Consider the following 14654-nt stretch of genomic DNA (forward strand, 5'->3'; position numbering starts at 1 on the left):
AATGGGGAAACGAGCGCGGCGACAGGGGCACGGTGGCAGGAGGGCGCGATATCGGAATGGCGGCGGGAATGGCGGCGGGCGGCGCAGCAAATCGAGCGTGCGATGGCGTGTGTCAGGACACCGAACTGCCCGGCCGAACCGATTATAACTGCCGTGCCTGATCGCAATCCGGCAAAATACAGGTTTTGGCGCGCCGTTCTGGGCACATGGCGGGATCACGAAGTCCCGCGGTTCCATGCCCGCGGCGGGGCGCCCGCTCCCTTCACTTCCAGGAAGCTGCATGCAAATCGACTCCTCCATCTTCAAGGCTTACGACATCCGCGGCATCGTCGGCAAGACCCTGACTCGCGACGTCGCCCGTGCCATTGGCCTGTCCTTCGGTTCCGCTGCCGCCGAGGCCGGCGAGACCGCGGTAGTCGTCGGCCGCGACGGGCGCCTGTCCGGACCGGATCTGCTGTCGGCGCTGGTCGAGGGCCTGCGCGCCGCCGGCATGGACGTGATCGACCTCGGCATGGTCGCCACGCCGATGGTGTACTTCGGCACCAATATCGAACTCGCCGGCCGCCGGGCGACCTCGGGCATCATGGTCACCGGCAGCCATAACCCGCCCGACTACAACGGCTTCAAGATGGTGCTGGCCGGCAAGGCGATCTACGGCGAGCAGATCCAGGGGCTGCGCCAGCGCATCGTCGACGAGCGCTTTGCCAGCGGCGCGGGGGCCTATCAGCAGGTCGACATCCGCCAGCTGTATCTGGACCGCATCGCCAGCGACGTCAAGCTGGCGCGGCCGATGAAGATCGCGCTCGATGCGGGCAACGGCGTGGCCGGCGCCTTCGTCGGCGACCTGTTCCGCGCGCTGGGCTGCGAAGTGACCGAGCTGTTCTGCGACGTGGATGGCACCTTCCCCAACCACCATCCGGACCCGGCCCATCTGGAAAACCTGCAGGACCTGATGCGCTGCCTGCGCGAGACCGACAACGAGCTGGGCCTGGCCTTCGATGGCGACGGTGACCGGCTCGGCGTGGTCACCAAGGACGGCCAGGTCATCTTCCCCGACCGCCAGCTGATGCTGTTCGCGCAGGAGATCCTGTCGCGCCATCCGGGCCAGCAGATCATCTACGACGTCAAGTGCACCGGCAAGCTGGCCCCGTGGATCCGCGAGCATGGCGGCGAGCCGCTGATGTGGAAGACCGGCCATTCGCTGGTCAAGGCCAAGCTGAAGGAAACCGGCGCGCCGATCGCCGGCGAGATGAGCGGCCACGTGTTCTTCAAGGATCGCTGGTACGGCTTCGACGACGGCCTCTATACCGGCGCGCGCCTGCTGGAGATCCTGTCGCGGCACGACGATCCCAGCGCGGTGCTGAACGCGCTGCCCAATTCGATCTGCACGCCCGAGCTGCAGCTCAAGTGCGCCGAGGGCGAGCCCTTCACGCTGCTCGACAAGATCCGCGCCAATGCGAAGTTCGAGGGCGCGCGCGAGGTCATCACGATCGACGGCGTGCGCGTCGAATACCCCGACGGTTTCGGGCTGGCCCGCCCGTCGAACACCACGCCCGTGGTGGTGATGCGCTTCGAGGCCGATAACGACGCCGCGCTGGCCCGCATCCAGGCGGAGTTCAAGCGCGTGATCCTGGCCGAGAAGCCGGATGCCCAGCTGCCGTTCTGAGCGGATGCCGGTCGATCCGGCAGTACCGTTGCAGGACAGCGCCGCCCCCGAGGCGATCGAGACCGCCGGCATGCCGCGCCCGCTGGGCGTGCGCATGCCGGAGCGGCCGCGCATCCTGGTGGTCAAGGTGTCCTCCCTCGGCGACGTCGTGCACAACATGCCGCTGATCCACGATCTGCGCGCGCGCTGGCCCGGTTGCGAGATCGACTGGGTGGTCGAGGAGGGCTATGTCGAACTGGTGCGCCTGCTGCCGCAGGTGCGGCGCGTGATTCCGTTCGCGCTGCGGCGCTGGCGCAAGGGCCTGTTCTCGGGCGCGGTGTGGACCGAGCTGGGCGCGTTCCGCCGCGCGCTGCGCGAGGACGCCTACGACGCGGTGATCGAGACGCAGGGGCTGCTGAAGACCGCGGTGGTCTCGCGCATCGCGCGCCGCCATGCGGGCGCGCCGGTGATCGGACTCGCCAATGCGACGCAGGGCTCGGGGTACGAGCCGGCGGCGCGGCTGTTCTACACCGATCCGATCCAGGTCCCGCTGCAGACCCATTCCGTTCGTCGCTCGCGCCTGCTCGGTGCCGCGCTGACCGGCGTCGCCCCGGCCGAGCCGCCGCGTTTCTTCGGCGACGAGGCGCGCGTGCTGCATGCCAACGACCCGCTGTGGTCCGATCTGCCGACCCGCTACGCGGTCTGCTTCCATGCGACCGCCGGCGCGAAGAAGCGCTGGCCGCTGGAGCACTGGCATGAGCTGGGCCGGCGCCTGTTCGCCGAGGGGCTGGCGGTGATGCTGCCCTGGGGCAACGAGGCCGAGCGGCATGCCGCCGAGCGCATCGCCGCGGGCGTGCCGGGCTCGCGCGTGCTGCCGCGCTTCACGGTGATGCAGGGCTTCGGCCTGATCAATCGCGCCGAACTGGTGGTCGGCGTCGACACGGGGCTGGTGCATATCGCCGCGGCGCTGTGCCGGCCGACCGTTGAAATCTATACCGCGACCTGGCGCTGGAAGACCGAGGGCTATTGGTCGCCACGCATCGCCAATGTCGGCGACGACGGCGAGGCGCCGACGGTCGAGGAAGTCCACGCGGCGGCGCGCCGCGTGCGTGGGCTCGGACGGGAAGGCTGATGCTGTTGCGTGTTCTGTACAACCTGGCCTGGGGTTTGATCCTGCCGGCCGCGCTGGCGCGGCTGGCGTGGCGCGCGCGCAAGGAGCCCGGCTATCTGCGGCATGTCGGCGAACGGCTCGGACGCTACGACGCGCTGCCGAGGCAAGGCCCCTGGATCTGGGTCCATGCGGTCTCCGTTGGCGAGACGCGCGCCGCGCAGCCGCTGATCGCGCGGCTGCTGGCGGCCTATCCCGGCCATCGCATCGTGCTGACCCATATGACCCCGACCGGCCGGCAGACCGGCGCCGAGCTGTTCGGCAAGGAGCTGCGGCTGGTGCAGTGCTACCTGCCGTACGACGTGCCGGCGCTGGTGCGGCGTTTCCTGGCGCATTTCCGGCCGGAGGCCGGCATGCTGATGGAGACCGAGGTCTGGCCGAATCTTGTGCGCGGCGCGCGCCTGGCCGGCGTGCCGCTGTATCTGGTCAATGCCCGGCTGTCGCCGCGCAGCTTTCGCCGTACCGCCCGCTTCGGGCGCGCTGCGGCGGCGATGTATGCGGACTTCACCGAGGTACTGGCGCAGACCCAGGCCGATGCCGAGCGCTTTCGCGCGCTGGGCGTGGCGGCGGTGCGCGTGACCGGCAACCTGAAGTTCGACATGCAGCCATCGGACGAGCAGATCGAACGCGGACGACGGCTGCGCCGGGCCTTCGGCACGCGGCCGGTGCTGGCGGCGGCGAGCACGCGCGAGGGCGAGGAGGCGATGCTGCTCGACGCGCTGTCGCGCTGGCGCAAGCTGTGCGGCGAGGTGTGGGACCAGGGTTCGGACACGGCGCGTCCGCCGGCGCTGCTGCTGGTGCCGCGCCATCCGCAACGCTTCGATGCGGTGGCGGCGATGGTCACGCAGACCGGCTTCACATTGCAGCGCCGCAGTGCACTGGGCGAGGACGGGCTCGATCAGCCCATCGAGGCCGACGTGCTGCTGGGCGATTCGATGGGCGAAATGGCCATGTATTTTGCGGCATCGGATGTCGCCTTTATCGGCGGCAGCCTGCTGCCGCTGGGCGGCCAGAACCTGATCGAGGCCTGCGCCGTCGGCACGCCGGTGCTGATCGGCCCGCATACCTTCAACTTTGCCCAGGCCACCGACGATGCGATTGCCGCGGGCGCCTGCCTGCGCGTCGACAGCGCCGAGCAGCTGATGCATACCGCCGCGGTGCTGCTGTCCGATCGCGAACGGCTCGCCCGCATGCAGACGCAGGCCCGCGCCTTCGCCGGCGAGCATCGCGGCGCCACCGCGCGCACGGTCGAGGCGCTGGTGCCCGCGCTGCCTGCGCCGGCCGCCCCGGGCAAGGCCGGCGACGCCGCCGATGGGCCGGCCCCGGCGGAAAGCCGGGGCACTCGCTGATCCCGGCTGCGTCAAATCGATTGCGTACACTTGCCGGGCGTCCCCCTGTGGCGTCCCTGTGGCGTCCCTGTGGCGTCCTCCGTGGCGTCACCTTGTGGGTGCGTCCGGCACTCTCTTTGCTTCGGGACGCATCATCGTCGTCGATGCATCCCGCCAACTCGAGGAGCGAACCGATGTCCCTGTCCTTCCGCATGGGTACCGCAGCCGCGGCCGCAGCGCTGCTTGGTGCCGCGATGTCCGGCTGCGTCACCGCGCCGGCGCCCGATTCGCCGTCGGCGACGCCGACCCTGAGCGAGACCCGGCCCGGCGGCCCCAGCCGCTGGGAGCTGGTGCGCTGGCAGATGCCGGACGGCTCGCTGAAACAGATCCCGCATGGCGATAACGGCGAGCCGGTGCTGTTCGAGTTCAACGCCGGCATCGACGCGGCGCAGGGCACGGTCACCGGCAACACCGGCTGCAATCGCATGACGGGCAGCTATGGCAAGACCGACAGCGGCATGCGCTTCGATCGCGTCGCCAGCACGCGCCGCGCCTGTCCGCCGCCGTTGATGGAGGTGGAGAACAGCCTGCTGAAGGCGATGCAGTCGCCGTTTACGACGGTCGGCACGCAGCCGTCGGCGGGCTCCACTGGCCGCCAGATCATCTGGAAGACCGCCGATGGCGATCTGCTGCATTTCGTCGAACGCGAGGGCGTGGGCCGCCGCGGCGATCGGCTCGATGGGCAGCAAGGGCAGGGCCAGCAAGGCCAGTCGGGGCAGACGGGCCAGGGCCAGGCCGCCGCGTCGGGCGTCGAGAAGACCGTCTATGTGGATTCGCAGCGCGTCGAATGCACCGGCGTCGGCAAGCAGACCTGCTATCGCGTCCGCGACGATCCCAACGCCCCCTGGCAGCTGTGGTACGGGCCGATCGAAGGGCTCGATTTCGAGCCCGGCATCGCCTACACGCTGCGCGTGCGCGAGTACCGCGTGCCCAATCCCCCGGCCGATGCGTCCGCGATCCGCTGGGAGCTGCTGGAGGTACAGCGGCGTACGCGGGTGAATTGAAGGCAAGCAGGATTTACCGATGGGGAGAACCCCCTCTCCCCGGCGGCGCGCACGCCCATGGCGGATTGAATCGCGAGAGGGAGGGGATCGCCCCTTTGCCGATGCGGCGCGAACGGAAGGAATTCGGCCATCGGCATTGCACCGATGGCCGTGGATCGATTTGCGCTAGCCGCGCTTTGCCGTCCGCGCCGGCTTCGCGCCCGGCGCGGCGGCCTTCGGCGGCTCGGGCAGCTTGTACATCGAGCCCGGCGGCAGCGTCAGCAGCGTATTGATCTGCACCAGGTCGTCTTCGCTGAGAGAGCCGGTGGCGGCCTTCAGGCGCAGGCCGTTCATGATGGTGTCGTAGCGGGCGCGGGCGAGATCGCGGCGGGTCGAGAACAGCTGCGCCTCGGCGTTCAGCACGTCGATGTTGATGCGTACGCCCACCTCGTAGCCGAGCCGGTTCGACTCGACCGCAGTCTGCGCCGAGCGTTCGGCCGCTTCCAGCGCGCGCACCTGGGCCAGTCCGTTGGACACGCCGGAGAAGGTCTGCCGCGCGTTCTGCGCGGCGGTGCGGCGCGCGAATTCGAGATCGCTGGCGGCGCGGTCGGCCAGCGCCAGCGTTTCGCGCGCACGGGACTGGATCTGGCCGCCGGCGTAGATCGGAATGGTCAGCTGCACGCCGATCTGCGCGCTGTTGTAGCGGCTGGCGACGTTGACCTGCTGCTGGATCAGGCCCGACGAGTCCTGATAGCCGTAGGAGGCGACCAGGTCGACCGACGGCAGGTGGCCGGCGCGCGCCTTGTTGTATTCGCGCTGCGCCGTTTCCAGGTTGTAGCGGGCGAGGCTGACCTGCGGGTTGGTCTGTTCGGCCTGCTGGGCCCAGAGGTTGACGTCGGCCGGCTGCGGACCCGGGATATCGGCGGCGGGGCGCAGCCCCATCAGTTCGTCGACCGGCCTGCCGGTGATCTGCTGCAGCGTCGCGCGCCGGACTTCGAGCTCGTTCTGCGCGGCGATCTCGGTCGAGACCGCGAGGTCGTAGCGGGCCTGCGCGTCGTTGGTATCGGTGATGGTGGCGGTGCCGACCTCGAAATTGCGCTTGGCCTGTTCGAGCTGCTCGGCGATCGCGCGCTTCTGCGCGCCGGCCAGATACAGGTTGTCCTGCGCCGCCAGCACGTCGAAATATGCCTGCGCAGTGCGCGTGATCAGGTCCAGCTGCGCCTGGCTGAAGGTGACTTCCCCCGCCAGCGCGGCCAGTTCGCCCTGCTTGTAGGTTTCCCAGCGATCCCAGCGGAACAGCGGCTGGGTCAGCTGCAGCGCCCAGTTCTTGTTGTTCAGGAAGCGGTTGGCGTCGATCGGCGCGCTCTGGTCGATCTTGGTACGGGTGACACCGGCCACGCCGTTGATCTGGGGCAGCAGGCCGGCGCGGCCCTGCGGCAGGCGTTCCTGCGAGGCGGCAAGCTGGGCGCGCGCGCTGGCGAACTGGGCGTCGTTGGACTGCGCTTCGCGATAGACCTGCAGCAGGTCGGCCGCGCTGGCCGGAAGCGGCAGCAGGGCGGCCAGGCACAGCGCCAGCGCCACGCCGGAGGCGGCGCGCGAAGGCGCGTGCGGAAGGCGGCCGCGCCGACCCTCGCTCAGAGCATCCGACACACCGATCGGCACACCATTCGACGCAACATTCGACGCAACAGCATGCGCGGCACTCCGCGCGGGACACAGCGCAAACCTCATGACGTCTCCAGGTTGTCGGACGCGGCGCGGCCGACGGTTAGCGTCCGCTCAGTACTTCGGCATCGCGGGATCGACCTGCTCGGCCCACGCATGCACGCCGCCGCTCAGGTTGTAGACCTTGCCGAAGCCGTGCTGCCGCTCCAGGAAGTTGGCCACCTGCATGCTGCGGCCGCCGTGATGGCAGACGCAGACGACCTCGGTGTCCGGGTCCAGCTCCGCCGCGCGCGCGACGATCTGTCCCATCGGGATATGCGTGATGCCGGGCAGCGCGCAGGTCTGGACTTCCCAGTCCTCGCGCACGTCCAGCAGCACCGGCTTGGCGCGGCTGGCGTCGCCCAGCCATTGGGACAACTCGGTGGCGGTAATCTGCTGCATGGTGGTTTCCGGCTCAGAACTGGAAGCGCGACGGCGCCTTGGCGCCGGTCAGCGGGGCGACCGCGGTCTCGAACAGATTGACGGTCTGGTATTCGGTGTCGGACACGCGCGTGATCAGCTGCGCCTCCATCACCGGCAGCGTGCCGACGAAGGCGGCGATGCGGCCGCCGACCTTGATCTGCGACAGGATCGCTTCGGGCACCACCGGCAGCGAGCCGGAGATGCAGATCACGTCGTAGGGGGCGCCGGCGGGCCAGCCTTCGGCGGCGTTGCCCTCGGCGACCTCGACATTGACGATGCCGGCCTTGGCCAGGTTGTCGCGGGCCAGCGCGGCCAGCTCGGGGCGGATGTCGACCGTCAGCACATGGCGGGCGCGATGGGCCAGCAGCGCCGCCATGTAGCCGGAACCTGCGCCGATCTCCAGCACGTTCTCGTGCTTGCGCACGCCCAGCTCCTGCAGCACGCGGGCCTCGACGCGCGGGGCCAGCATGTTCTGGCCGCCCGGCAGCGGGATTTCCGTATCGACGAAGGCCAGCGCCTGGTACGCCGTGGGCACGAACTGCTCGCGCTTGACCACGGCCAGCAGGTCGAGGATTTCCTGATCCAGCACGTCCCAGGGCCGGATCTGCTGTTCGATCATGTTGAATCGGGCTTTTTCGAGGTCCATCTTGCCTTCCTTGCTATGCCAACCGCTATCTGTTTCGTGTTCCGGCCGCGCGGTGCCAGGGGCCGGGGAATTCCGTCAAACCCGACATTTTAACTCCCCGGCGTGACGCCGGGGCATCCGACCGGAGCGGGGGGCCGGGCGCCTGTGGCCGACAGGTCGGGCCGTCATTCCGCGCGTCATTCCGCGCTCGCCGGTCGGCCGGGGGCAGGCCGGGCGGGGTTGGCGGGCTCGTGGCCTTGGACGTGGCCTTGGCCGTGGCCTCGCTCGTGGTCCTGCCGGGGGTCCGCCGGGGCCACTGCCTCGGCCCCGCCCTGCGTCCCCTCCGCCGCGGCCTTGCCCCGCCAGCGCCGTGCCAGCCAGCCGCCAAGATCGTCCAGGTAGGTGTAGATCACCGGCACCACCACCAGCGTCAGGATCGACGAGGTGATGATGCCGCCGATCACGGTCTGCCCCATCGGCGCGCGCTGTTCGGCGCCCTCGCCGAGGCTGAAGGCCAGCGGGACCATGCCGAAGATCATCGCCAGCGTGGTCATCAGGATCGGGCGCAGCCGTACGCGCGCCGCCTCGACCAGCGCGGCCTCGCGCGACAGCGGGGCCTTGCCGTGCTCGCCGCGCCGCGCCTGGTTGGCGAAGTCGACCAGCAGGATCGCGTTCTTGGTCACCAGCCCCATCAGCATGATGAAGCCGATGATCGAGAACATGTTCAGCGTCGAGCCGAACAGCAGCAGCGCCGCGAACACGCCGATCAGCGTCAGCGGCAGCGAGGTCATGATGGCGATCGGCTGGAAGAAGCTGGCGAACTGCGAGGCCAGGATCATGTAGATGAAGATCACCGCCAGCGCGAGCGCCGACACCGCATAGCCGAACGATTCGTTCATCGACTTGGTCGAGCCGCCGAAGCGGTACTTGTAGCCGACCGGCCACGTCATGCCGTCGAGCGCCTGCTTGATGTCGCGCGCGACCTCGCCCTGCGAGCGGCCCGCGGTATTGGCGGTCAGCTCGACCTCGCGGTTCAGGTCGCGGCGGCTGATCTGGTTGGCGCCGGTGGTGGGCACCAGCTCGGCGATCTGGCGCAGCGGCACCATCCGGGGCGAACCGTCGGGGTTGGTCTGCGTGCTGGCGATCATCAGCGCCGACAGGTCCGCCATGCCGGTGCGCGCGTCCTTCGGCAGCCGCACGCGCACGTCGTAGTTCTCGTCGTCCGGCGCGCGCCAGCTGCTGATGGCGTCGCCCGCCAGCAGCGGCCGCAGCGCGTTGCCGATCTGCGTGATGCCGATGCCCAGGTCCGAGGCGAGCTCGCGGCGGATGCGCACTTCCACCGTCGGGCGATCGTCCTTCATGCTCGAATCCAGATCGACCAGGCCCGGAATCGCCCGCATCCGGCGCGACGCTTCCTCCGACAGCCGCTTCAGCTCGCCCAGGTCGTCGCCCTGCAGCGAGACCTGGATCGCCTTCTGCCCGCCGGCGCCATCGGGCATGCCGACCATCGTCAGCGTGATGCCGGCGATGCGGTTCATCCGCTCGCGGATCAGCGGATTGAGCTGCGTGGTGGTCCGCGCGCGCTGCTTGCGGTCGACCAGCCGCACCGACACCAGCGCGTTGTTGCGGCCCGAGGTATTGCCGGCGTTGATGGTGGCGTAGGTGTAGGCCACTTCCGGGAATTCGCGCAGCGCGGCCTCGACCTGCCGCACCTTGGCCTCGGTGACCTCGAGCGCCGTGCCGACCGGCGTGGTGAAGCCGATCTGCGTCTCGCCCAGGTCCGCGTTGGGCACGAACTCGGTGCCGATCAGCGGCACCAGCGCGAAGCTGCCGAAGAAGGTCACCACGGCGATCAGCGCGGTGGCCAGCCGGTGTTTCAGCGCCCAGCCGAGCATCGCGCCATAGCCGTGGCCGAGCGCGTCCATCCGCGCCGAGAACCAGTCCAGCAGCCGGCCGATGCTGCGCCCGTACCAGCTGCGCTTGTTGCCGGTGCCGTGCAGGTCGGGATCGTGCCAGACCGACGACAGCATCGGGTCCAGCGTGAACGACACGAACATCGAGATCATCACCGCGGCCACCACGGTGATGCCGAACTGATGGAAGAAGCGCCCGATGATGCCGCCCATGAAGCCGACCGGCAGGAACACCGCGACGATCGAGAAGGTCGTCGCCAGCACCGCCAGACCGATTTCCTCGGTGCCATCCAGCGCCGCGGCGCGGTGGTTCTTGCCCATCAGGTTGTGCCGCACGATGTTCTCGCGCACGACGATCGCGTCGTCGATCAGCAGGCCGACGCACAGCGACAGCGCCATCAGCGTGATCACGTTCAGCGTGAAGCCGAACAGGTACATCACGCCGAAGGTGCCGATCAGCGCGATCGGCAGCGTCAGGCCGGTGATCACCGTGCTGCGCCACGAGCCGAGGAACAGGAAGACGATCGCCACCGTCAGGAAGGCGCCTTCGAGCAGCGTCGAGCGGACCTCGTCGACGCTGCGCCGGATGCCGCGCGCGCTGTCGTTGATCACGGTCAGCTGCACGCCGGCCGGCACCAGCTTGCGCACCTCGTCGGTCATGCGGACCAGGCCGTCCACCGTATCGACGGTGTTCTGCCCCTGCGCCTTGACCACCGACAGGAACAGCGCGCGCTTGCCGCCGAGCAGGGCCAGGCTCTCCTGCTCCTGCTCGCCGTCGCGCACCTCGGCCACCTGCTCGAGCGTGACGGGCTGATTGCCGCGCCGCGCGACGATGATCTGCCTGAACGCGGCCGGATCGACCACCCGGCCCTTGATCTGCACCACGGTCTCGGTCGCCGAGGAACGCAGCTCGCCCGCCGGCAGCTCCTGGTTCTCGTTGCGGATCGCGGTCATCACCTGGTCGACGCCGATGCCCAGCGCCTCCAGCTGGGCCGGCCGGATGCGGATCTCGATCTCGCGCTTGGTGCCGCCGACGATGCTGATCGCGCCGACGCCGCGCACCGTCTCCAGCCGCTTGCGCACGATCTGGTCGGCGATGGTGGTCAGCTCGCGCTGGCTGCGCGCGGAGCCGGGGGCGTTCGATACCGACAGATGGAAGATCGGCGCGTCGGACGGGTCGTAGCGCAGCACGCGCGGTTCCTCGACCTCGTCGCGGAACTGCGGCCGGATCAGCGCGATCTTGTCGCGCACGTCCTGCGCGGCCTGGGCCACGTCGACGCTCAGGTCGAACTTGATCACGACCACCGAGGTGCCCTGGTACGAGTGCGAGAAGATCTCGTCGATGCCGGAGATCGTATTGACGATCTCCTCGACCTTGCGCGTGACATCGGACTCGACCGACTCGGGCGGCGCGCCCGGGTACTCGGTCTGCACCACGACGATCGGGAAGGTGATGTCGGGAAACTGGTCGACCGGCAGCCGCTGGTAGGAGAACAGCCCGATCACGATGAAGGCCAGCATCATCATGGTGGCCATCACCGGGTTGCGGATCGACAGACGCGTGAACCACATATCGGGCGCTCCGCTCGTTCAGGCCTTGATCAGGCGAACCTGACTGCCGACCCGCAAGGTGCCGAGATTGCTGCGCACGACCTGTGCGCCGCTCGCCAGGCCGCCGGCGATCTCGACCAGCCCGGTGCTGTCGTCGCGAATGCCCAGTTCCACCGGACGCTCGGCCAGCACGCCGTTCTCGATCACATAGACGAAGGCGCGCTCGCCCTCGGTGCGCACCGCGGTGATCGGCACCGACACCACGCCGGCGCGCTGTCCCAGCACCAGTCCGCCTTGCGCGAACATGCCGGCGCGCAGCCGGTGCTCGGGGTTGTCGACGCGGACATAGACCATGATGCTGCGCGTGCCCTGCGTGACGGCCGGATTGATCCGCACCAGCTTGCCCTCGAACTGGCCCGCGCCCTCGACGTCGAGCTGTACCGGCTGGCCGATCGCCACGCGGCCGACATCGGCCATCGGCACCGGCGCCTCCAGCTCGAGGATGCGCAGGTCCACCACCTCCAGCAGCGCGGTGTCGGGTGAAACCTTCTCGCCGGGCTGCACCGAGCGCACAGCGACCATGCCGTCCAGCGGCGACTTGACCACGGTGTCGGCCAGCGCCTTCTGCGCGACCGCAAGCCCGCCCTCGGCCGCATCGAGGTTGGCCTTGGCCACGTCGAGCTCGGACTGGAACTTGTCGAAGGCGGTCTTCGAGATGAAGCCGCGGCCCACCAGGTCGCGATTGCGCTCCCAGGTCTGGCGCGCGTTCTCGTACTGGCCGCGCTGCGCCAGCATCTGCCCGCGGGCCTGCGTGACCTTGGCCTGGTATTCGGTCGGATCGATGCGCACGATCACCTGGCCGGCGCGCACCGGTTCGCCCTCGCGCACCAGCACGTCGCGCACCTCGCCCGAAACCTTGGCCTTGACGGCGGCCTGGTTCAGCGCGCGCAGGCTGCCGGACAAGGGCAGGGTCACGCGCAGGTCGTGCGCCGCGGCGGCGACCACATCGGTCTGCAGCAGCTCGATGACGTTGGCCGCCGGGGCAGCGGCCACTGTGGCGGGCTGCTTGCTGCCGCTGGCCTTGCGCACCATCGCGCCGGCGCCGGCCAGTACGGCCAGGCCCAGCACCACGAGCAGCAGCTTGTTACGCGAGATCTTCATCGTCAGGGGCGCGGCCGGTGCGGCGGCGCTTCGGTTTCGGTTCGGGAGTGGCCGCCGGGGCAGGGCGGCCATTTGCGCGTGCGGTGGGCCGGGGGTGGGTGCGTACCTTGGCGCTGGCTTTGGTGCCGGCTTTGGTGCTGACTTTGCTGCGTACGGTGCTGTGACCGGCGGTACGTCCGGCGCCATGTACCGTGATGGGCGTCGTGCCGTCGGCGGGCGCGTCGCCCTGCAAGCGGGCCTGCTGCTGCATCTCGTCGCGGATCTGTTCCCAGACGTAGGGGCCGGCCTGCGGCGGCAGCGGGGTATCGCGCGCGGCCCCGGCGGTCAGGCCGAACAGCAGCACCTGAAGCAGGTTGTCGAGAAACGCCTCGGGGTCGATGTCGACGTCCGAGCCGATGCGGAACGCACGCTGCCACAGCATCAGGAAGACCAGCGGGGCGCAGATCAGCGTGGTGGTCGGATTGGCCGGCAGCGCGCGGAACTCGCCCCGTGCGACGCCGCGCGCCAGCACGCGCGCGAACAGCTCGTCGCCGGGCACCATCACTTCCTCGTGGTAGAAGCGCGCGATATCGGGGAAGTTGGCCGATTCGGCCATGATCAGCTTGGTCAGGCCCGCCACCGGCGTCGCGCCGATCAGGCCCCACCAGCCGCGCAGCAGTTCGCGCAGCAGCTCAGGGGTCGAACCCTCGTAGCTGTCGACCAGATCGGTGCCGCGCACCAGCGCCGGCACCAGGTTCTCGCGCACCACGGTCTTGAACAGTTCCTTCTTGTTGGCGAAGTACAGATAGACCGTGCCCTTCGACACGCCGGCCGCCGCGGCGACGTCCTCCAGCCGCGTGGCCGCGTAGCCGCGCTCGACGAAGAGGTCGAGCGCGGCCGCCACCAGCTCCTGCGGGCGGGCGGACTTGCGGCGCGACCAGCGTCGCGCTTCGGGGGCGCCGTCGTTGGCACCGTCGTTCGCACCTTCGTTGGCGCCAACGCGGGCATCGAGGCGTGGGACTTGGGGTGGATTCACTGCAGGGGGAGCGCCGGGCCAGGACGGGCGGCGAAATAAATAACCGATGGGTCAGTAATGTAGTGTGCGCCTCCGGAGCGGTCAAGCGCGCCGCCCGGATGTGGGCGGGAACACAGGCCATGGCGGTGCGGTGGTGCACAATGGCGCCAAAGCCGTTCTGAACCATTGCGATGTCCTGCCAGTCTGACGTTTCCTGCCGTGCCGGTTGCGGCGCTTGCTGTATCGCGCCGTCGATCGCCTCGCCGCTGCCGGGCATGCCGCACGGCAAGCCGGCCGGCGTGCCGTGCGCGCAGTTGCTGCCCGACATGCGCTGCGCGGTGTTCGGCCGCCCCGAGCGGCCCGCCTTCTGCGGCGGCCTGCGGCCGTCGGCCGAGATGTGCGGCGAATCGCGCGAGGCGGCGCTGCACTGGCTGACGCAACTTGAGGTCGCGACCGCGCCGGCATCGGCCCGCGGCGCCTGACCGAATCTGGAGACCTGTGGATGGCCACGATTTCTCGCCGGCGCTGGCTGGCGGCCTGCGGCACCGCCGCACTCACCGTGTCCGTGACGGCCTGGCTGGCCGGCTGCGGCTGGGTGGGCAATGAATACACCTTTTCGCAGAGCCAGCTGCAGGCGGCGCTCGAGCGCAAGTTCCCGTTCAGCCAGCGCTACATGCTGTTCGACATCCAGCTGGCCAACCCGCAGCTGCTGCTCGATCCGCAGCGCAATCGCGTCAGCATCACGTTCGACGCCACACTGGACAACCGGCTGTTCTTCCGCGAGGCGATGAAGGGACGGTTCGCGCTGGACAGCGCGCTGCGCTACGACCCGTCGACCCGTTCGCTGGTGCTGCAGGACCCCGAGGTCAAGCAGTTCGACGTGGCCGGTCTGCCGCAGCAGTACTCGCGCCAGTTGAACGCGCTCGGCGGCATTCTGGCCGAGCAGTTGCTGCAGGACTATCCGCTCTACACGTTCAAGCCCGACGAGCTCAAGTTCGGGGGCACGCGTGTCGAGCCCGGTACAATCACCGTGCTGCCGGACGGCATCAACGTCAAGATCAATCGTCCGTAGCAGCGCAGAACAATCCATGGCGAGGCC

Annotated in this window: 11 protein-coding genes and 1 pseudogene; 6 read left to right on the forward strand and 6 right to left on the reverse strand. The window is 69.4% G+C overall.

Features of this window, described 5'->3' with window-relative positions:
• Positions 1–280: 280 nt before the first annotated feature.
• The 4 genes from KZ686_RS06865 (at position 281) to KZ686_RS06880 (ending at position 5205) form a co-directional block, all read left to right on the forward strand.
• Entirely contained in the window at positions 281–1666 is a 1386-nt protein-coding gene (locus tag KZ686_RS06865) for a phosphomannomutase/phosphoglucomutase (RefSeq protein ID WP_265633305.1), read from the forward strand.
• Positions 1667–1736: 70 nt separating this feature from the next.
• Positions 1737–2777, forward strand: a complete 1041-nt coding sequence (gene waaC / locus KZ686_RS06870; protein WP_226108627.1) for a lipopolysaccharide heptosyltransferase I — start codon at positions 1737–1739, stop codon at positions 2775–2777.
• A gap of 2 nt (positions 2778–2779) precedes the next feature.
• Entirely contained in the window at positions 2780–4162 is a 1383-nt protein-coding gene (waaA, locus tag KZ686_RS06875; RefSeq protein ID WP_265633428.1) for a lipid IV(A) 3-deoxy-D-manno-octulosonic acid transferase, read from the forward strand.
• A 173-nt stretch (positions 4163–4335) separates the two neighbouring features.
• On the forward strand, positions 4336–5205 hold the full coding sequence (locus KZ686_RS06880; protein ID WP_265633306.1) for an META and DUF4377 domain-containing protein: 870 nt from the start codon (positions 4336–4338) through the stop codon (positions 5203–5205).
• 165 nt (positions 5206–5370) lie between these two features.
• Here the strand turns inward: KZ686_RS06880 and KZ686_RS06885 are convergent, their stop codons facing one another.
• The 6 genes and pseudogenes from KZ686_RS06885 to KZ686_RS06910 all read right to left on the reverse strand — a co-directional run.
• A complete protein-coding gene (locus tag KZ686_RS06885) occupies positions 5371–6765 on the reverse strand; it encodes a TolC family outer membrane protein (protein ID WP_149318003.1) in 1395 nt (464 codons plus the stop codon).
• Between the two features lie 198 nt (positions 6766–6963).
• Entirely contained in the window at positions 6964–7290 is a 327-nt protein-coding gene (locus KZ686_RS06890; protein ID WP_265633307.1) for a rhodanese-like domain-containing protein, read from the reverse strand.
• A gap of 13 nt (positions 7291–7303) precedes the next feature.
• Complete coding sequence (locus KZ686_RS06895; RefSeq protein ID WP_149317759.1) at positions 7304–7957, reverse strand: protein-L-isoaspartate O-methyltransferase family protein; 654 nt, start codon at positions 7955–7957, stop codon at positions 7304–7306.
• 176 nt (positions 7958–8133) lie between these two features.
• Positions 8134–11421: an efflux RND transporter permease subunit gene (locus KZ686_RS06900; RefSeq protein ID WP_265633308.1), complete on the reverse strand. Its 3288-nt coding sequence runs from the start codon at positions 11419–11421 to the stop codon at positions 8134–8136.
• An 18-nt stretch (positions 11422–11439) separates the two neighbouring features.
• A complete protein-coding gene (locus KZ686_RS06905; protein WP_265633429.1) occupies positions 11440–12555 on the reverse strand; it encodes an efflux RND transporter periplasmic adaptor subunit in 1116 nt (371 codons plus the stop codon).
• A gap of 202 nt (positions 12556–12757) precedes the next feature.
• Positions 12758–13624: pseudogene (locus tag KZ686_RS06910) on the reverse strand (TetR/AcrR family transcriptional regulator); the annotation flags it as partial.
• A 122-nt stretch (positions 13625–13746) separates the two neighbouring features.
• Between KZ686_RS06910 and KZ686_RS06915 the strand changes: the two are divergent.
• Both KZ686_RS06915 and KZ686_RS06920 read left to right on the forward strand, forming a co-directional pair.
• Entirely contained in the window at positions 13747–14037 is a 291-nt protein-coding gene (locus KZ686_RS06915) for a YkgJ family cysteine cluster protein (RefSeq protein ID WP_149317761.1), read from the forward strand.
• Positions 14038–14057: 20 nt separating this feature from the next.
• A complete protein-coding gene (locus tag KZ686_RS06920) occupies positions 14058–14627 on the forward strand; it encodes a DUF1439 domain-containing protein (protein WP_265633309.1) in 570 nt (189 codons plus the stop codon).
• The last annotated feature ends 27 nt before the right edge of the window (positions 14628–14654 follow it).

Origin of the sequence: Cupriavidus cauae, assembly GCF_026210475.1 — a bacterium.
Lineage (GTDB): Bacteria > Pseudomonadota > Gammaproteobacteria > Burkholderiales > Burkholderiaceae > Cupriavidus > Cupriavidus cauae.